The organism is Nocardioides sp., from assembly GCF_024509035.1.
GTDB lineage: Bacteria > Actinomycetota > Actinomycetes > Propionibacteriales > Nocardioidaceae > Nocardioides.
The window spans coordinates 1-18,913 of sequence record NZ_JANINT010000414.1; the positions used below are offsets into that span (position 1 = coordinate 1).

Here is an 18,913-nt window from a genome sequence, read left to right on the forward strand (position 1 = left end):
CGGTCGGCTCCGATCGGTCCGAGCAGCGAGGACGCCTGCACCGGCCGGGACGCCCCGGACAGGTCGAGGACGCCGCGCGCCCCCCGCACCACCGCTGCGGCCGAGCGGACCGGGGTGCAGGAGAGCCGTCCGACGGCGGTCGCGATGCGCGCCGGGTAGCCGAGCATCTCGCCCAGCCCGCGAGCGGCGAACGCCGCGTCCGTCTGGTCGGCCCCGGCGCCCTGGGGCGGGTGAGGTGCGGGAACGGTCGGGCGGCCTTCGGGGGTCAGGTCCAGGAACAGCCGGTAGAGGTCGGTGCCCGAGACGCCGTCGGCGAGGCAGTGGTGCACGCGCGAGAGCACCGCCCACCGCCCGTCGGGCAACCCCTCGCACAGCCAGCACTCCCACAACGGGCGGGACCGGTCCATCCGCGGCGCCATCAAGGTGGCGACGAGCTCGGCGACCTCGGCGGGTCCGCCGGGTCCCGGCACGGCTGCCCGCAGGACGTGGTGGCGCAGGTCGAAGTCGTCGTCGGCGACCCAGGCGGGCGCCGCGAGGTCGAGCGGTACCGGCCGCAGCCGCTGGCGGTAGCGCGGCACCAGCGGGAGCCGGGCGTCGACCAGTGCGAGGAACTCGTCGTACGAGGGCGGCGGCCCGTCGAGGACCGCGAGCGAGCCGATGGCCAAGGACACGGCGGGGTCGACGTCCTCCACCTCGAGGAACGCGTCGGCGAGAGGGGTGAGTCGCTCCACAGCGGCCTCCTTCACGGGCCTGTTGATCAAGTCTCGATGTCGCCCGGGTGGCGCACCCGGGTCGACCGGCCTCGTCGCGCCCGCCGGGGGTCCCGAAGGGCCCGGGCCGAAAGGCCCTGGGGTCCGGGACGCCGCGGAGTGATGGTGGTCATGTCGAGAGGAGGAGCCATGACCGAGCGGGAGCAGGTGCAGGCCCAGCAGGAGGCGAAGTCCAACGCGACACGGAGCACCGGCAGTGCGGAGCGGGCCCGCCTGTGGGCGGGGATGAACCGCTACCTGGCGGCCGAGGCCGCCCACGCCCACCGGGTCAACGACGAGCCCGAGGAGAAGGCTCCGCGGCCCGGGGCGTCCGACTGACCCGTCGTACCCCCGGCGGTAGCGTGCGAGGCATGTCCTCGCAGCCCGAGCCGCCGATGCCCCCCGAGGAGCCGAAGCGGCACGGGCTGTCGCCGTCGTACGCCCGCGTCTCGCTGGCCGTCGTCACCTCGAGCGCCCAGGCCAACCTGCTCGGCAACATCCACGGCGGCGAGATCATGAAGCTCGCCGACTCCACCGCCGGCGCGGTGGCGGCCCGTCACAGCGGCGGTCCCGCCGTGACCGCGGCCATGGACGAGATGGCGTTCCTCGAGCCGGTGCACGTCGGCGACATCGTGCGCACGTTCGCCCAGGTCAACTGGGCCGGCCGGTCGTCGATGGAGATCGGCGTCCGCGTCGAGACACAACCGTGGAACGACCCGTCGACGACCTCGCTGCACGTGGCCTCGGCGTACTTCGTGTTCGTCGCGGTCGACGGCGCCGGCCGCGCTCGGCAGGTGCCCGGACTGGTGCCCGAGACCGCCGACGAGCTGCGCCGGCACCGCGAGGCCGAGATCCGGCGCGCCCACCGGCTGGCCAGGCGCCGCGCGATCGAGGCCGGGCGCTCGCGCCAAGCCTGATCGGTCCTCCTCGGCGCGTCGCGACCGGCTGTGACGGGTGTGACTGGTGATACTGGCGGTCAGCACCACCACCTTCCCCGTTCCACCGTGCAGAGAGGCATCTCGATGCCGCCCGTCTCTTCCCCCGGGTCGCTCGATCGCCAGGTCCCGCGCTTCAGCGCCGGCGACCGCGCCGCTCGGGTGCGCTTCCGTCGGGCCCTGGCCCTCATGCTCATGACCCTGCTCCTGCCGGGCTCCGCCCAGCTGGTCGCCGGCAACCGCAGGGTCGGGATCATCGCGCTCCGCCTCTGGTTCGCGGTCGTCACGACCTGCGTGGGCACGCTCGTCGTCGTGCTGTTCTGGCACGGGCTGGCGTTCAAGCTGGCCTTCGACACCATGGCGCTGTTCTGGCTGCGGCTGGCCCTCATGGCACTCGCCACCGGATGGGCGGTGCTGTTCTTCGACGCGTGGCGCCTGGGTCAGCCCCTCACGCTGAGCCTCGGCCACCGGCGCGCCGCGGTCGGTCTCAACGGCGTGCTGGCGCTCTCGGTCGCCGCGGCGCTGCTCTTCGGCGCCCACCTCGCCGGCGCCCAGCGCGACCTGATCCTGACGATGTCCGGCGACGGCGACGTCAGCGGGGCCCACGACGGCCGCTACAACGTGCTGCTGATGGGCGGCGACTCCGGGGCGGGTCGCTGGGGCCTTCGTCCGGACTCGATGACCGTCGCCAGCATCGACGCCGAGACCGGCCGCACCGTGCTGATCTCGCTGCCCCGCAACATGCAGAACTTCCCCTTCGTCAAGGGCTCGGTGATGCACGAGCAGTTCCCCGACGGGTTCGACGCCGACTACCTCAACGGCGTGAGCACCTGGGCCGGCGACAACACCGAGCTGTTCCCGCACTCCGACAACCCGGGCGTGGACGCCACCGTGATGGCGATCGAGGGCATCACCGGCCTGAAGATCAACTACTGGGCCATGGTCAACCTGCAGGGCTTCAAGGACCTCGTCGACGCGGTCGGGGGCGTGACCCTGAACGTGCGCCAGGAGATCCCCGTCGGCCTGCCCCAGGACTCCTTCTACAGCCACATCGAGCCGGGCGTGCAGAAGCTCAACGGCTTCGAGACGCTGTGGTTCGCCCGCGCCCGGTACGACTCCGACGACTACTCGCGGATGGCGCGCCAGAAGTGCGTCATGAACGCGATGCTGCAGCAGATCAGTCCTCAGTCCGCCGTCCGCAACTTCGCGAGCATCGCGCAGGCAAGCTCGGCGATGGTCTCCACGAACATCCCGGCCGGCGAGTTCGGCCACTTCGCCGAGCTCGCGCTCAAGGCGCGCGGGCAGAAGATCTCGACGCTGTCGCTCGTGCCGCCGATGATCGACACCGCCCACCCCGACATCAGGCTGATCAAGAACAAGGTCGCCGACGCCATCGATCGTGCCGAGGGCACCGCCCCGCCCCCGGCGAAGCCCAAGAAGCACGAGGGCGAGTCCGTCACCGGCGGCTCGATCGGGTCGCTGCACGACGGGTACGCCGCCAACGAGGCCGACGACCTCGACACCGCCTGCTGAGCGAGGACGCGCCAGCGGACTCGCTGATGGTGGTCGAGCGAGCGGCGCGACTGAGCCTGCGAAGTCGCGACCCGCGTGTCGAGACCGATGAGACGGCCAGAGACGCCGGCTCCGCTGCGGGGGTCTCGACAGGCTCGACCTACGGCGGCCCCTAGGGTGGTCGCGTGACCGAGCAGCCGCTGGACCGACGCGTCGTCGCGGTCGTGGTCACCTTCAACCGGCTCTCGCTGCTGCAGGGACTCCTCGAGCGGCTCGACCAGGTGCCGGGGCTGGCCGAGATCCTCGTGATCGACAACGCCTCGACCGACGGCACGGGGGAGTGGCTCGCCGGCCTCGACGACCGTGACCCGGGTGAGGCGCACCCGACGACACCGGTCGTGGGCCGCACGCTCGCCGAGAACGGCGGTGGCGCGCGGGGCTTCCACGACGGCCTCGCCTGGGCGATGGAGCGCGGAGCCGACCTCGCCTGGCTGATGGACGACGACGGGCTGCCCGATCCGGACTGCCTCTCCCTGCTGCTCGCCGAGACCGGGCTCGACTTCTGGGGACCGCTGGTCGTCGACCAGGACGACCCCGGCCGGCTGGTGTTCCCGATCCGGCTGCCCGGTGGCACGCGCGTGGTGCACCGTCTGGCCGACGTCGAGCGGGCAGCCGCCCGAGGCCGGATCGACGACATCGTGATCCCGTTCAACGGTGTGCTGGTCACCCGCGAGCTGGTGGAGCGGATCGGGCTGCCGCGCGCGGAGTACTTCATCTGGGGTGACGACCACGAGTACCGGCTGCGCGCCGAGGCAGCGGGAGCCCGGATCGCGACGGTCGTCGGCGCGCAGGTCCGGCACCCGGCGGTCGGCAGCCTCGGCACGCCGATGATGTTCGGCCGCACGACGTACAACCACAGCCCCAGCGACCTCAAGCACTACTGCATGGCCCGCAACAACCTGCTGAACCTGCGCGAGTACAAGGGGTGGCCGCACGCCCTGGCGTTCGTCGCCAAGACCGTCTGGTTCTACGCCTTCACCCGACCCGACCTCGGACGGCTCGCGACCAGCGCCCGCGCGATGTACGCCGGACTGCGCGGCGACTTCACCGGACACCGGAGGTACCTCGATGGCTGACGAGGCCCCGACCGGCCCGGCCGCCGGCGAGAGCGTGGCGGTCGTCGTGGTCACCTACAACCGTGCCGACCTGCTCGCGCACATGCTCGACGGTCTGGCGGCCCAGACCCGGCCCGCCGACGCGATCTACGTCATCGACAACGCGAGCAGCGACCACACGCGGGCGCTCCTGACCGAGCAGGTCGCCGCCGCCCGGCCCGGGCTGCCGCTGCACGTCACCCACGCCGAGGAGAACCTCGGTGGCGCCGGGGGGTTCCACCTCGGTGTGCAGATGGCGTTCGCGGGCGGGCACGACCGGATCTGGCTCATGGACGACGACGTGGTGCCGGCCCCCGACTGCCTCGAGGTGCTGCTCGCCCAGGACGAGGCCTGCCTGATGGCGGTCCGGGAGGACACCCACGGGGCCCTGGTCGAGAAGGCCGCGCTGCGCTTCGACCTGCGCAACCCGCTCTCCGTGCGCCCCAAGACCGCGATGGTCGAGACCGAGTACGGCAGCCGGGACCGGATGCCGGAGCGCGTGGAGCTGCAGAACGTCGCGTTCGAGGGGTTCATGCTCCGCCGCGAGGTCGTCGAGGCGATCGGCCTGCCGGACCCGTCGTACTTCATCTTCTACGACGACGTCGACTACGCCGTGCGCGCGCGGCGGGCCGGCTACCGCATCTGGGCGGTCCGCGACGCGGTGCTCGTGCGTCAGCTCCCGTTCGACCAGCAGCACGACCTGAGCGGCTGGAAGGGCTACTTCATGTACCGCAACCTGTTCGTGGTGCACCTGCGGTACGGCGAGAACGCCCTGGTGCGGCTCAAACCGTGGCTCGTGACCGCGGCGGTCGTGCTGCTGAGCCCCCTCCGCGGCGGCCGGGCCGAGGCCCGCAACGTGATCCGGGCCATGCGCGACGCGCGGGGGATGCGGGTCCGCCCGTCGGGATCCGTAGACTGACCGATCGTGTCCTCCACTGCCCCCCAGCCTGATCTCGTCGTCGTCGGCTCCGGATTCTTCGGGCTGACGATCGCCGAACGCTGCGCCACCGAGCTCGGCCTGCGGGTCCTCGTGCTCGAGCGCCGCTCGCACCTCGGCGGCAACGCCTACAGCGAGTTCGACGAGGAGACCGGCATCGAGGTGCACGTCTACGGCACCCACCTGTTCCACACCTCCAACAAGAAGGTGTGGGACTACGTCAACAAGTTCACCGACTTCACCGGCTACCAGCACCGGGTCTTCGCGAAGTACCAGGGGCAGGTCTACTCCTTCCCGATGAACCTGGGCCTGATCAACCAGTTCTTCGGGAAGAGCCACACCCCCGACGAGGCGCGCGCGCTCATCGCCGAGCAGGCGAGCGAGATCGACACCAAGGACGCGAAGAACCTCGAGGAGAAGGCGATCAGCCTGATCGGGCGCCCGCTCTACGAGGCGTTCGTGAAGGGCTACACCGCCAAGCAGTGGCAGACCGACCCCCGGGAGCTGAGCGCGGACATCATCACGCGCCTCCCGGTCCGCTACACCTTCGACAACCGCTACTTCAACGACACCTACGAGGGCCTGCCGGTCGACGGCTACACCGCGTGGCTGGAGCGGATGGCCGAGCACCCCAACATCGAGGTGCGGCTCGACACCGACTTCTTCGACGTCGCCGACGAGCTCAAGGGTCAGGTGCCGATCGTCTACACCGGACCGGTCGACGAGTACTTCGGGCACAGCGAGGGCCGTCTGTCCTGGCGCACCATCGACCTCGAGCGCGAGACGGTCGACGTCGACGACTACCAGGGCACCGGCGTCGTCAACGCCAACGACCAGGATGTGCCCTACACGCGTACGCTCGAGTTCAAGCACCTCCACCCCGAGCGCACCTACCTGCCCGGCAAGACCATCGTCGTGCACGAGTACTCGCGCTTCGCCGAGGAGGGCGACGAGCCGTACTACCCGATCAACACCGCGGCGGACCGCGAGAAGCTGCTGCGCTACCGCGAGCTGGCCAAGCGTGAGCCGATGGTGCTCTTCGGTGGTCGGCTCGGCACCTACAAGTACCTCGACATGCACATGGCGATCGGCTCGGCGCTCTCCATGTTCGAGAACAAGCTCCGGCCGCACTTCGCCGAAGGCGCGCCGCTGACCAGTGGAGGCGTTGACGAGTGAGCACCGGCCTCCGGGAGGACCTCGCATGACGGTGACCCGCCTGCTCCAGCGGCAGATCCTGCCCCTCGACCGGGACCTCGACGTGCTCGCGCTGTACGTCGACCCCGAGGACGCCCGGCTCGACGCCGACAAGTACGAGATCGGTGGCAGCAAGGCGGCGAAGGACCTCAACAACGCCGCGATCCGCCAGTCCACCGCGACCGGTCACAAGCTGCACCCCGACCAGATCGAGTCGCGCACGGCGTTCCGGGTCAGGTCCGGCGACCGGCTCTCGTTCGGCACCTACTTCAACGCATTCCCCGCCAGCTACTGGCGGCGCTGGTCGGTCGTCAAGCAGGTGACGCTCACGGTCACCGTGGCCGGCGCCGGCGCGACCGTGCTCGTCTACAAGTCGATGGCCAAGGGCCACTCGCAGCGGGTCGACACCGCCCACACCGGCGCCGAGAGCCGGAGCACGTTCACGTTCGACCTCTCGCTGACGCCGTTCGTCGACGGCGGGTGGTACTGGTACGACGTGATCGCCGGCGACGACGACGTCGTCGTCGAGTCGGCCGAGTGGACCGCCGAGGTGCCCGACGACCGCGCCGAGCACGGCACGGTCGACATCGCGATCACCACGATGAACCGGCCCGACTTCTGTGCACAGCTGCTCACCCAGATCGGCGAGGACGCCGACCTGCGGCCCTACCTCGACACGGTCTTCGTGATGGAGCAGGGCACCGACAAGGTGGTCGACTCGCCGGACTTCGCCAAGGCCGAGGCGTCCCTCGACAGCCTGCTGAAGGTCATCGAGCAGGGCAACCTCGGCGGGTCGGGCGGCTACGCGCGTGGCCAGCTCGAGTCGGTCCGCAAGGGCACCGCGACCTACGCGATGATGATGGACGACGACGTCGTCTGCGAGCCCGAGGGCATCATCCGGGCGATCACGTTCGGTGACCTGGCCCGGCGCCCCACGCTCGTCGGCGGCCACATGTTCAACATCTACTCCCGCTCGCGCCTGCACAGCTTCGGCGAGATCGTGCAGCCGTGGCGCTTCTGGTGGCAGTCACCGTTCGACACCTACAGCGACTGGGACCTCGCCGGCCGCAACCTGCGCTCGAGCCGCTGGCTGCACAAGCGCGTCGACGTCGACTTCAACGGCTGGTTCATGTGCCTGATCCCGCGGCAGGTGCTGGAGGAGGTCGGCCTCTCGCTGCCGCTGTTCATCAAGTGGGACGACTCCGAGTTCGGCCTGCGCGCCAAGGAGGCCGGCTACCCGACGGTGACGTTCCCCGGCGCCGCCGTGTGGCACGTGCCGTGGACCGACAAGAACGACGGCCTCGACTGGCAGGCCTACTTCCACCAGCGCAACCGGTTCGTCGCGGCGCTGCTGCACTCGCCGTACCCCAAGGGCGGCCGGATGGTCCGCGAGAGCCGCAACCACCAGATCTCCCACCTGGTCTCGATGCAGTACTCCACCGCGGAGATCCGTCACCAGGCGCTGCTCGACGTGCTCGCGGGCCCCGACCACCTGCACGAGATGCTGCCGACGCGGCTCGCCGAGATCAACGCGCTGCGCAAGCAGTACACCGACGCCCAGCTCGAGGCCGATCCCGACGCGTTCCCGCCGGTCCGCCGCAAGAAGCCGCCGCGCAAGGGCCGCGACGGCACCGAGATCCCCGGTCGGCTCTCGCAGCTGGTCAGCGCCGGTCTCCAGCCGCTGCGCCAGCTCAAGCCGCCGCGCGAGCTGGCCCGGGAGCACCCGGAGGCCGAGATCCGCGCGATGGACGCCAAGTGGTACCGGCTGGCGTCGTACGACTCCGCGATCGTCTCGATGAACGACGGTGCCTCGGCCGCCTTCTACCGTCGCGACCCCGAGCTGTTCCGCGAGCTGATGGTCAAGACCATCGAGATCCACGAGCGCCTCAAGCGCGAGTGGCCGCGGCTGGCCGAGGAGTACCGCGCCAAGCTCGGCGAGATCACCTCTCCCGACACCTGGTCGGAGACGTTCCGCCCGTGGACGGGGGAGCAGGCGGGAGATGACTGAGGCCGGTCGGGCGCACGTCGTCGACGCACCGCTGAGCCCGCCGGCCCCACGGGCCGGTCTGCTCGAGGTGTTCCGGCGTCGCTACCTGCTGCGGATGCTGGTGCAGCGCGAGCTCAGCGCCCGCTACCAGGGCTCGGTCCTCGGGCTGCTCTGGTCCTACATCAACCCGCTCTCGCAGCTGTTCATCTACTGGTTCGTGATGGGCAAGATCATGGGCCGCAGCACCGAGATGTTCGCGGTGCACGTGTTCTGCGGGCTGATCGTCGTCCAGTTCTTCGTCGAGACGTTCAACGCCGGCACGCGCTCGATCGTGCGCAACCGCTCGCTGGTGCAGAAGATGGCCATGCCGCGGGAGATGTTCCCGGTCGCGTCGATGCTCGTCTCGCTCTACCACATGGGCCCGCAGCTGATCATCCTCACGATCATCTGCCTGTTCACCGGATGGACGCCCGACCCGGTCTACCTGCTCGGGTTCGTGCTCGCGCTGGCGATCATCGCGATGCTGGGCACCTCGCTCGCGCTGATGTTCAGCGTCGCCAACGTGTTCCTGCGCGACGTCAGCAGCTTCGTCTCCATCCTCACGAACTTCGTGCGGTTCGGCGTGCCGATGATCTACTCCTACAACATGGTCGACTCGCGCTTCGGCTCGTTCGCCCACTACTACCTCTTCAACCCGATCGCCGACGCGGTGCTGCTGGTGCAGCAGGCCTTCTGGGTCGGCACGACGGACCACCCCGGGGAGATCCACGCCACGCACATCCCCGACCACCTCTACTCGTTCGGGTTCCTCGGCCTGGCGATCTCGGCCGTGATGCTCCTCATCGGCCAGGCCGTCTTCCGTCGGTTCGAGAACCGCGTGCCGGAGCAGCTGTGACCACGCCCAAGGGCGGCTACCCCGCCAGCACCTCCATCGTCGTCGAGGACGTCACGAAGTCCTTCACGCTGCGCTACCACCGCACGCTCAAGCAGATGGCGGTCGCCCGGCTCAAGGGCCGCGACATCAGCGGCACGTTCAACGCCTTGGACCACGTCTCGTTCACCGTCGAGCAGGGGGAGTCCATCGGCCTGATGGGCCTCAACGGCTCGGGCAAGAGCACGCTGCTCAAGCTGATCAACGGTGTGATGCGCCCCGATGGCGGCACCGTGCTGACCCGTGGTCGCATCGCCGGCCTGATCGCCACGGGGGCGGGCTTCCACCCGCAGCTCACCGGCCGTGAGAACGTCTTCCTCAACGCCGCGGTCCTCGGCATGAGCGAGGCCGAGACCAAGCGGAAGTTCGACGACATCGTGGAGTTCGCCGACATCGGCAAGTTCCTCGACTCGCCGGTCGGCCACTACTCCTCGGGCATGTTCGCCCGCCTCGGCTTCGCCGTGGCCATCCACGTCGACTCCGACATCTTCCTCGCCGACGAGGTGCTCGCGGTGGGGGACAAGCCCTTCAAGCAGAAGTGCCTGGCGAAGATGCAGGAGATCCGCGACAGCGGCCGCACGCTGTTCTACGTCAGCCACGCGGCACCCTCGGTGCGCCGGATGTGCGACCGGGTGATCGTCCTCGAGCAGGGCCGGCTGGCCTTCGACGGCGACGTCGACGAGGGCATCCGGTTCGTCAAGTACGACGACGCCGACGGTGAGGAGCTCACCGCCGGCGAGGACACCGACGACGAGCTCGGCGCGGACATCTGAGCGAAGCCTCAGATGTCAGCCCCGAGTCGGGCTCTCCTGCTGAAGGTGTGGGTGGGTCGGTGTCCTCCCGGTGGCGCCAGTGTTCGTCCTCCACCAGCCGGGTCAAGGGTCCCCTGCGGCGGCTTCGCCGCCCTTGACCCGACCGGCTCCGGACGAGTTGGCGCCTATCGGGAGAACGCCGACCTGTGGCCACCGCGGGACGTCATACGTTCCGGTCGCCAGGACACCCATGTCGTATGACGTCCCGGGGCAGTGCGCAGGACGTCATACGTTCTGGCCGCCAGGACACCCACGTCGTATGACGTCCCCGGGGGCCAACCGAGACGCGACTCTCAGCGCAGAACTACACGCGTGAAGTTTCTTGACAAATCTCGATTTCATCGGCGTGTCGAGTGGAAATTACACGTTTGTAGTTACTCAATTCCTCTTCCCGGGGCCTGTGACTGGTGTGAAAGTTGCTTCACGTGTGAACTTCCCCGCGCACATGGAGTACGTCGATGCCCCCCAGCAAGACCACCTTTGTCACCGCCTGCCAGCAGATGCTGGCCCTCGGTGTCGTCCTCGCTGCCCTCACCCCGGCGGCGAGCGTCGTCAGCCTCGACGTCGTGCGCGAGATGCCGACCGGAAGCGCCTCCGGCACGTCCGGTGACCCGCTGTCCGCCGACCTCTCGGCGTACACCCGAGCCGCCGCCCGGCCCTCGACGGTGCCGACCACCACGGTCGACCCGACGGTCACGGAGTACTCCCTGACGGCCCCCAACGGCGCCACCGCCCGACCGCAGGCCGGCCGCAAGGTCGCGCCGGACGCGGTCAGCGCCCGCACGAAGGCCGGCCTCCTCGGCGGCCCCCAGGTGACCAGCGTGCCCGAGCCCGTCGAGGGCTACGGCGCCGTCGGCGTCACCTGGGCGCACGGCACGCAGGTCGCCGAGGACGCGATCAGCCTCGCGGTCCGCACCCGCACCGAGGCCGGATGGTCGGAGTGGATGGACCTCGACTACGACCTCGAGCACGGTCCCGACGCCGGCTCGGCCGAGGCGCGGCACGCGCGTCCGGGCACCGATGCCCTGCTGGTCGGCGACGTCGACGAGGTCCAGGTGCGCGCCGCCGCCACCCGTACGCTCCCGCCGGACCTGCGGCTCGCGGTCGTCGACCCCGGCAAGGCCACCCGCAGCGCGGCCGAGAAGCCGGCGCTCGACACCGACACGATGGACGGCGCCACGCCGCCGCCCGCCGGGGACGCGACCGGCGACACGGCCGCCGGCGACGAGCTGGCCACCGACCCCGGCGAGGGCACCGACGGCGGCGACGCGATCGACCTGCAGGCGGCGACGTACACCCCGCGGCCCCAGATCTACTCCCGCGCCCAGTGGGGCGCCGACGAGCGGATGCGCGAGAAGAGCTCGCTGCACTACTTCGAGGTGCACGCCGGCTTCGTCCACCACACGGTCAACGCCAACGACTACACCCGCAACGAGGTGCCGGGGATCATCCGCAGCATCTACGCGTACCACACGCAGTCGCGGGGCTGGTCGGACATCGGCTACAACTTCCTCGTCGACCGGTTCGGCCGCATCTGGGAGGGCCGGTACGGCGGGATCGACCGCCCGGTGGTCGGGGCCCACACCCTGAACTACAACGAGTACTCCTTCGCGATGTCGGCCATCGGCAACTACGACATCAAGCAGCCCTCGCAGGCGATGATCCAGGCCTACGGCGCGCTGTTCGCGTGGAAGCTCTCGCTGCACGGCGTCGACGCCTCCTCGCCCCAGCAGTGGGTCGGGTCGAAGAACTTCCAGGCCATCAACGGCCACCGCGACGCCGCCTCGACCGCGTGCCCGGGCCGCTACCTGTACGCCAAGATCCCGGAGATCCGCACGCTGGCCGCCGAGGCGCAGCGCGGCTGGGCCGGGCGGGAGCTGGAGTCCAACCTCGCCTCGACGCCGCACCCCGACCTCATCGTCCGCCGCGCGAGCGACGGCCAGGGCTTCATCATCCCGACCGCGGGTCTCACCGGGTACGGCAAGGGCATCACCGCCGTCAGCGGGCTGACCTCCGGCGACAGCGCGGTGGCCTCCGCCGACCTGACCGGCGACGGGATCGGCGACCTCGTCGTCCGCACCGCCGACGGCAGCACCGAGCTCCGCCCGGGCGCAGCGGACGGGACGTTCGGTGCGGCGGTGAAGAAGATCGGTGCCCTCGACGGTCACGACCTGGTCACGCCGGCCGGCGACCTCGACGGCGACGGCAACGCCGACCTGGTCGCCCGGTGGCCCGCCACCGGTCGCCTGGACGTCTACCTGGGCCGCGGTGACGGGACGTTCCGCGTCGAGCGCCAGGGTGCGACCTGGGGCGGATACACCCTCCTGGTGGGCTCCGGCGACGCGGACGGGGACGGGCGCGCCGACCTGCTCGCCCGGGACGCGAGCGGAGCGATGTGGCTGCTTCCCGGCCTGGCGAAGGGCGGCTTCGGCACCCGCGTGGCCCTCGCCGGCTCGTGGCAGCGCTGGATGTCGATGAGCGGAGCCGGCGACCTGACGCGCGACGGCCGCGACGACCTGTTCGTGCGCGACGCGGAGAGCAAGCGCGGCTACGTGCTCCCCTCGCGGGGCGACGGCACCTACGGCCTGCCCCTGGGCCCGGTCGCCCGGGTCAAGGGCGCCGGCGCCGTGGTGGGAGCCGCGCAGGTCCTCGGCGACGCGACGGCCGACGTCGTGGCCCGCAAGGGCGCTCGGATCGTGGTGTACCGCAACAGCGGCGGCACCGAGACCGCCAAGCCGATCGCCACCGGCGTCGACTTCTCCGAGGCGAACATCCTGCTCAACGCGGGCGACTGGGACCGCGACGGCTTCGGTGACGTCGTGTTCCGCAGCAAGACCTCCGGCACCCTCTACCTGCGCCGCGGCGACGGCGCCGGCCACTTCGGCACGACGTCGATCAAGCTGGCCGACGGGTTCGGGAACGTCGGGCTGCTCGCCGCGGTGGGCGACATGACCGGCGACGGATACCCCGACCTCATGGGCCAGCCGAAGGGTGGGGCGATCCGCATCTACCCCGGCAACGGCGTGGCCGGTCTCAAGCCCAGCTACGTCGCCCACGGGCGGATCGCCGCCGGGCGCCAGGTGCCGGTGGGCCGCTGGGACGCCGACGGTGCGCCCGACTCCCTGTTCCGCAGCGGCTCGAAGCTCACGCTGTTCCCCGGCAACGGGCCGGGCGGCCTGACGAGCCCGCGTGCGCTGAGCGTCGACCTGTCGCCGTACGACTGGGTGATCGGCGTCAGCGACGTGCTGCTGACCGGTCACCCCGACCTGATCGTCCGGGACAAGGCGACCGGGTACCTGTGGCTGCTCCAGGGCACGGCGACCGGCTTCGCGCCGCGCCGGTTCCTGGCGGAGGGGATGGGGGTGTACGACCTGGCCGGCTAGGAGCCAGCAGGCTCCGAGGCTGGGGAACAGGGACTGGCTGGTCTTCCCGCGATCAAGGGAAGCGGGCCGTAGCGCGCTCGGCGGTGAAGATCGCCTCGAGCCGCTCCGGCGCGGCGTGGGTGACCAGGACCAGCGAGCCGCCGTGAACGAGCGGCTCGGTGAAGGAGGCGACACCTGGTGGGGAAGCCGGGTTCGCCTCCGAGAGGAGGCGGCCGCCGTCGGTGAGGAGACTCCCGGCGGCGGCCGCTGTCCACAGCTCGCCCTGCGTGTGGCCGCCGTACGACGGCCCGGTGGCGGCGTCGTCCGGACCCGGCGGGTCCCACGGGGTGTAGGCGTCCGGCTGTGACCAGACCTCCACGCCGACGTCGTGGACGTCGGCCGGGATCGGGTCGCGGAAGCGGACCCCGAGCGGCAGCAACGAGCACGCGAGCACCGGCACGTCGCCCGCGACCGGGGCCCACCTGTCGAGCGTCCGGGGGCCGCAGACGACCGCGTCCGGCGACGGGTCGTCCGAGCCGGTCACCACGAGCCCGGCCGTCCAGGCCGCGCCGAGGAAGACCGGTCCGAGCCAGTGTGCCGGCAGGTCGATGCACAACGACTGCCCCCGCTCGAGCTCGTGCTCCTCGGTCAGCAGCGACGCGGCCTTGGCCACCCAGTTCGCGTACGTCGTCACGGAGAGCTCGACGCGCTCCCCGGTCGCCTCGTCGTAGAACGTGACCAGTGGTCGGGCGGAGTCGGCGCGCAGCTGGCGCGCCATGACATCGGCGAAGGTCGTCACCTGGATAGCCTCTCAGCATGCCCTCCAGCCCGTCCGCACCAGCCTCGAGCATCGACCACTTCTGGGCCGTGATCCCCGCCGGTGGAGCGGGAACCCGGCTGTGGCCGCTCTCGCGGTCGTCGGCCCCGAAGTTCCTCCACGACCTCACCGGTCGGGGCCGGACGCTGCTGCAGGAGACCCAGGACCGGCTCGCGCCGCTGGTGGAGGACCGGTTCGTGGTCGTCACGGGCACCGCGCACCGCGCCGCCGTGCTGGAGCAGCTCGCCGAGGTCGCCCCTGGGCGGGTGCTGGCCGAGCCGGCGCCCCGCGACTCGATGGCGGCCATCGGCCTGGCCGCGGCGGTCCTCGAGCGCGAGGACCCGGACGCCGTCATGGGCTCCTTCGCGGCCGACCACGTGATCCCCGACCCCGAGGCGTTCGCCGCCGCGGTGCGGATCGCCGCCGAGGTCGCCCGCGACGACTGGCTGGTGACGCTCGGCATCGAGCCGGCGTTCCCCTCCTCGGCGTTCGGCTACATCCATCTCGGGGAGGAGCTGCCCGGTCACCCGGCGGCGACGCACGTGCGGGAGTTCGTCGAGAAGCCGTCGGTGCGCACGGCGACCGAGTACGTCGCCACCGGCCGCTACCGCTGGAACGCCGGCATGTTCGTCGTCCGGCCCACGGTGCTGCTCGACCTCCTCGGCCAATGGCACCCGGAGTTCGCGGACGCGCTGCGCGCGATCGCCGCGGACCCCGACCGTCTCGACGAGCTGTGGCCGAGCCTCCCCAAGATCGCGCTGGACCACGCCGTCGCCGAGCCCGCCGCCGACGCCGGCCGGGTCGCGTGCGTGCCCTCCTCGTTCCACTGGGACGACATCGGCGACTTCGACTCGCTCGCCGCGCTGGTCGGCGACGACGCCGAGACGGTCGCGGTGCTGGGCGACGCGGGCCTGGTCCGTGCCGTCGACACCAGCGGGTTGGTGCTCCCGGGCTCGGGTCGCGTCGTCGCGGTGGTCGGGCTCGACGACGTCGTCGTCGTCGACACCCCCGACGCCCTGCTGGTCACCACCCGGGCCCGGGCCCAGGACGTCAAGCAGATCGTCGAGGGGCTCAAGGCCGAGGGGCGTGCCGGGCTGACCTGAGCCTGGAGCCGCACGCACCTGACGCAGATGCTCCCTCGAGTGCGGCGAGAGAGCATCTGCGTCAGGTGCGTCGCCACCTACATGGCGTTGGGCTCGGGGGAGTCGAAGTAGGGGTACTTCTCCATGAACGCGTCGAGGGCGGCGCCGCTGATCTCGGAGCAGTACTGCCAGACGCCCTCCTGCTTGCTGGCATCGGTCTCGCCGGTGCCGCCGGCCGACCAGTGCGTGAACGCGATGTGCTGGCCGTCGGGGAAGGACGCGCCGTTCTCGTCGTCCTTGGTCCACGGGAGCGCGATGAACTTGTTGCGGAGATTGTCGCCGCCGCCGAACTTCTCGGCGATCGCGCGCAGCTCGCCGAGGTCCTTGTCGTTGTTCGCGATCGTGTCGTCGTACCACAGCAGCGTGTAGCCGTGCTCGAGGTTGTGGACCAGGGCCTCGAGCTGGGGCCGGTCGTCGGCGGTGTAGAACTTCCGCGCGAAGGGCGCCGGCGCGACACCCGCCTCGTTCCAGTGGGCGCCGAACGCGGGCGGAGCGTCGGTGTACTCGACCGGGGTGCCGGTCGGGACGTGGTTCTGGTTGCCGTCGGCCTTCTTGGTGGTGATGTCTTGGCAGACCGAGGCCGGGGCGCCGATGTCGCTGAGCGCGAGCTTGTCGAACTCCCGCCCGTCCCACCAGTCCTTGACGGGCTTGTACGCCGCGGCGCCGATGATCACCAGGGCGACCAGGACGCACACGCCGACGATCGCGAACCCGCGGCGCTGGTCGGCGCTCTTCTGCTTCTTGAGCGTCTGCTTGATGACCGCCTGGCGGTCGTTCTTGGCTGGCTTGGCCACGGTGTGCGTCCTCGGTGGTGCTCGGTCGTGCAGGGCGGTCAGGGGTCAGTCGGTCGATCGTCGGCAGAGTCTACGGGTGGATCCTGGGAGTTACGGGGCGCAATCGGGTGCCGCCAGGAGATTCGCCGCGGTCGACCTCCCAGCCGTGGGCGAACGCCAGGGCCGCGAGCGACCGGGTGAGGCCCGGCGGCGCGGTCACCAACAGCTCGTCGGCGCCAGGGCCGGTGCGGGACGCGTGCAGGCCCAGGACCGCCCCGATCGCGTCGGCGAGCTCGGCGATCGGGGCGGGTGCGCCGAACGGCGCCCGGTCGACGGGGTCGCCGGTGAGGGCGCGGACGACGGCCTCCCGCGCGCCGTACCCGAAGAGGTCGGCGCCCTCGGCCCGGATGAGGGAGCGCGCGCCCGGGCCGTGCTCGCCGGCGGGCAGGACCAGGTCGGCGCGCCCGCGCACGACGGAGAACGGTCGGGCGGCGAGCTTGCCCTGGGCCAGCTCGGCGACCCCCGCGATCTCGTCGGCCACTGCCGGCAGCGTCACCGCGAGCTCGTTGCCCCACCGGTCGGTGCGCCCGGCGTGCTCCTCGGCCACGACGAGGCCCGCGGCCCCGATCGCGATGTCGGTCTGGCCCTCGCGCCACGCGCGCCCGGCGGTGTCGGTGACCACGACCGCGACGTTGCGTCCCGTGCGTTCCAGCAGCCGGGCCCTCAGGTCGCGCGCCGAGCCGTCCGGGTCGACGGGGAGCAGCACCACGTGGCCCGCGGCGACGTTGGAGCCGTCGATGCCGGCCGCTGCCATCGTCAGGCCGAGGCGGTTGCGCACGATCGTCGTCGGCCCGCGCCGGGCGACCACGCGGACGGTCTCGCCGGGCAGCGCCTCGTCGCGCGTGCCGGGGCGGACCCGCCCCTCGGCCTTGCTCACCACCTTGCTCGTCACGACCACGATGTCGCCGTCCGCCAGGGCGGCTCCCGCCAGCTCGAGGCGAGGGAGCAGCAGCTCGACCAGGTCGTCGCCCGGGCCGACCTCGGGCACGCCGTCGGGCGCGACGACCTCGATCCGGGTCATCCCCGGGTCTGCTCGCGGGCGAGGTCCACGGCGGCCGCGGCCATCGCCGCGGTCGCGTCGACGTCGGTCATCATCAACGGCACGGCGCGGCACGCGAGACCGGCGGCCGCCACCCGCTCCACCTCGGCGGCGTCGACCTGGTCGACGAGCCAGGCGTCCAGCACGCCGCCGTTCGCCCGGGCGCCGTAGTGGAGCCCGACCCCGGCGGCGCTGACCTCGACACCGAGCGAGCTGAGGAGCTGGTTGGCCATGCCGCGCACGTGGCTGCCGCCGACGATGGGCGAGAGGCCGACGACCGGAGCCTGCGTCGCGACCAGCGCCTCGCGGACGCGCGGCACGCCGAGGATCGTCCCGACGGAGACGACGGGGTTGGACGGCGGCAGCACGACGAGGTCCGCGTCGGTGATCGCGTCGATGACTCCCGGGCCCGGCGTGGCCTCGTCGAGCCCGACCACGACCACGGCCTCGGCCGGCACCTCGGCGCGCAGCCTGACCCAGTACTCCTGGAAGTGCACGACCCGACGGCCGCTGGGAGCCGCGGCGTCGGCGATCGCGACGTGCGTCTCGACCCGGTCGTCGCTCATGGGGAGCAGGCGCACGGCGTCGCCGTGGACCGGCGTCAGCCAGCGGCGGCACAGCGCCTCGGTGACCTGGGAGAGGGGGTAGCCGGCGTCGAGCATCTGCGTGCGCACCAGGTGGGTGGCGATGTCCCGATCGCCCAGGCCGAACCAGGTGGGCTCCACGCCGTACGTCGCCAGCTCGTCCTTGACGCTCCAGGTCTCCTCGCGCCGGCCCCACCCGCGCTCGAGGTCGATGCCGTCGCCCAGGGTGTACATCACGGTGTCGAGGTCGGGGCAGACCTTGAGGCCGTGGATCCACAGGTCGTCGGCCGTGTTGGCCACGACGGTGACCACCGCGTCGGGCGCGACGCCGGGCAGCAGACCGCGGGTGATGCCGTGGAGCAGGCCCTGGAGGAAGCGGGCGCCGCCCATGCCGCCCGACAAGACGGTGATGTTCTGCATGCGGATACCTTGCCGCACCGGGGTGTTCGCGCGACCGCCGGTGGTCGCCCATAGCAGATGCGGGGTTGACTTTCGGGGTACGACAGGCATGTAATTCCCACAGTGTCGTTCACGATGTGGGGGAGCGGCAGTACCGGGTCGAAAGGGCGAGGGCCGTGAGAGAACTGTTTCTCCTCGACGGGGACGCCGAGGAAGCGGGCTGGCAGGAACGTGCGTTGTGCGCACAGACCGACCCCGAGGCGTTCTTCCCCGAAAAGGGAGGGTCGACTCGTGAGGCCAAGAAGGTCTGCCTGACGTGCGACGTGCGAGACGACTGTCTCGAGTATGCGTTGATGAACGACGAGCGCTTCGGCATCTGGGGCGGGCTCTCCGAGCGGGAGCGGCGCAAGCTGAAGAAGCGCGCGGTGTAGCGCCGACCGAGGAGCCTCACCCTCCGGCCGTTATGGTTCTGGATCGTGGGTTCCTCGGTCTCAGCGCTGCTCGTCAGTCACGACGGCGCCCGCTG

17 protein-coding genes are annotated in these 18,913 nt (G+C 71.2%); 12 read left to right on the forward strand and 5 right to left on the reverse strand.

What is annotated here, in order from left to right; genetic code table 11:
* The coding region (locus tag Q0L15_RS22650; protein ID WP_296607119.1) for a wax ester/triacylglycerol synthase domain-containing protein at positions 1 to 731 on the reverse strand (731 nt) is incomplete at its 3' end.
* A gap of 168 nt (positions 732 to 899) precedes the next feature.
* Between Q0L15_RS22650 and Q0L15_RS22655 the strand changes: the two genes are divergently transcribed.
* From Q0L15_RS22655 to Q0L15_RS22700, 10 genes are all read left to right on the forward strand, one after another.
* A complete protein-coding gene (locus Q0L15_RS22655) occupies positions 900 to 1,088 on the forward strand; it encodes a hypothetical protein (protein WP_296607120.1) in 189 nt (62 codons plus the stop codon).
* Positions 1,089 to 1,120: 32 nt separating this feature from the next.
* Positions 1,121 to 1,666, forward strand: coding sequence for an acyl-CoA thioesterase (locus tag Q0L15_RS22660; protein ID WP_296607121.1), 546 nt, complete (start codon positions 1,121 to 1,123; stop codon positions 1,664 to 1,666).
* 105 nt (positions 1,667 to 1,771) lie between these two features.
* Positions 1,772 to 3,217, forward strand: a complete 1,446-nt coding sequence (locus Q0L15_RS22665) for an LCP family protein (protein WP_296607122.1) — start codon at positions 1,772 to 1,774, stop codon at positions 3,215 to 3,217.
* A 164-nt stretch (positions 3,218 to 3,381) separates the two neighbouring features.
* Complete coding sequence (locus Q0L15_RS22670) at positions 3,382 to 4,332, forward strand: glycosyltransferase family 2 protein (protein ID WP_296607123.1); 951 nt, start codon at positions 3,382 to 3,384, stop codon at positions 4,330 to 4,332.
* Positions 4,325 to 5,269 carry a glycosyltransferase family 2 protein gene (locus tag Q0L15_RS22675; RefSeq protein WP_296607124.1) on the forward strand — a complete coding sequence of 315 codons (945 nt, stop codon included), beginning with the start codon at positions 4,325 to 4,327 and terminating at the stop codon, positions 5,267 to 5,269. The genes Q0L15_RS22670 and Q0L15_RS22675 overlap by 8 nt, the downstream gene beginning before the upstream one ends.
* A gap of 6 nt (positions 5,270 to 5,275) precedes the next feature.
* Positions 5,276 to 6,463 (forward strand): UDP-galactopyranose mutase, encoded by a 1,188-nt coding sequence (gene glf, locus Q0L15_RS22680; protein ID WP_296607125.1) that lies wholly within the window; start codon positions 5,276 to 5,278, stop codon positions 6,461 to 6,463.
* Positions 6,464 to 6,488: 25 nt separating this feature from the next.
* The gene (locus Q0L15_RS22685) at positions 6,489 to 8,489 is read left to right on the forward strand and encodes a glycosyltransferase (RefSeq protein ID WP_296607126.1); all 2,001 of its coding nucleotides are present in this window, start codon (positions 6,489 to 6,491) and stop codon (positions 8,487 to 8,489) included.
* The gene (locus Q0L15_RS22690) at positions 8,482 to 9,363 is read left to right on the forward strand and encodes an ABC transporter permease (RefSeq protein WP_296607127.1); all 882 of its coding nucleotides are present in this window, start codon (positions 8,482 to 8,484) and stop codon (positions 9,361 to 9,363) included. Before Q0L15_RS22685 ends, Q0L15_RS22690 begins: the two co-directional genes overlap by 8 nt.
* Positions 9,360 to 10,172: an ABC transporter ATP-binding protein gene (locus Q0L15_RS22695; protein WP_296607128.1), complete on the forward strand. Its 813-nt coding sequence runs from the start codon at positions 9,360 to 9,362 to the stop codon at positions 10,170 to 10,172. Before Q0L15_RS22690 ends, Q0L15_RS22695 begins: the two co-directional genes overlap by 4 nt.
* A gap of 497 nt (positions 10,173 to 10,669) precedes the next feature.
* The gene (locus Q0L15_RS22700) at positions 10,670 to 13,594 is read left to right on the forward strand and encodes an FG-GAP-like repeat-containing protein (protein ID WP_296607129.1); all 2,925 of its coding nucleotides are present in this window, start codon (positions 10,670 to 10,672) and stop codon (positions 13,592 to 13,594) included.
* A gap of 52 nt (positions 13,595 to 13,646) precedes the next feature.
* Here Q0L15_RS22700 and Q0L15_RS22705 read toward each other — a convergent pair whose 3' ends face one another.
* Positions 13,647 to 14,372, reverse strand: a complete 726-nt coding sequence (locus Q0L15_RS22705; RefSeq protein WP_296607130.1) for a TIGR03089 family protein — start codon at positions 14,370 to 14,372, stop codon at positions 13,647 to 13,649.
* 17 nt (positions 14,373 to 14,389) lie between these two features.
* On the opposite strand from Q0L15_RS22705, the gene Q0L15_RS22710 reads away from it, so the two are divergent.
* Entirely contained in the window at positions 14,390 to 15,493 is a 1,104-nt protein-coding gene (locus Q0L15_RS22710; protein ID WP_296607131.1) for a mannose-1-phosphate guanylyltransferase, read from the forward strand.
* A gap of 77 nt (positions 15,494 to 15,570) precedes the next feature.
* Here the strand turns inward: Q0L15_RS22710 and Q0L15_RS22715 are convergent, their stop codons facing one another.
* The 3 genes from Q0L15_RS22715 to cofD all read right to left on the reverse strand — a co-directional run bounded on the left by Q0L15_RS22715 (position 15,571) and on the right by cofD (position 18,408).
* A complete protein-coding gene (locus tag Q0L15_RS22715; protein ID WP_296607132.1) occupies positions 15,571 to 16,326 on the reverse strand; it encodes a DUF3105 domain-containing protein in 756 nt (251 codons plus the stop codon).
* A 70-nt stretch (positions 16,327 to 16,396) separates the two neighbouring features.
* A complete protein-coding gene (cofE, locus tag Q0L15_RS22720) occupies positions 16,397 to 17,386 on the reverse strand; it encodes a coenzyme F420-0:L-glutamate ligase (protein WP_296607133.1) in 990 nt (329 codons plus the stop codon).
* Entirely contained in the window at positions 17,383 to 18,408 is a 1,026-nt protein-coding gene (cofD, locus tag Q0L15_RS22725) for a 2-phospho-L-lactate transferase (RefSeq protein ID WP_296607134.1), read from the reverse strand. The genes cofE and cofD overlap by 4 nt, the downstream gene beginning before the upstream one ends.
* Before the next feature lie 155 nt (positions 18,409 to 18,563).
* Between cofD and Q0L15_RS22730 the strand changes: the two genes are divergently transcribed.
* Complete coding sequence (locus Q0L15_RS22730) at positions 18,564 to 18,818, forward strand: WhiB family transcriptional regulator (protein ID WP_284534102.1); 255 nt, start codon at positions 18,564 to 18,566, stop codon at positions 18,816 to 18,818.
* Positions 18,819 to 18,913: the final 95 nt, after the last annotated feature.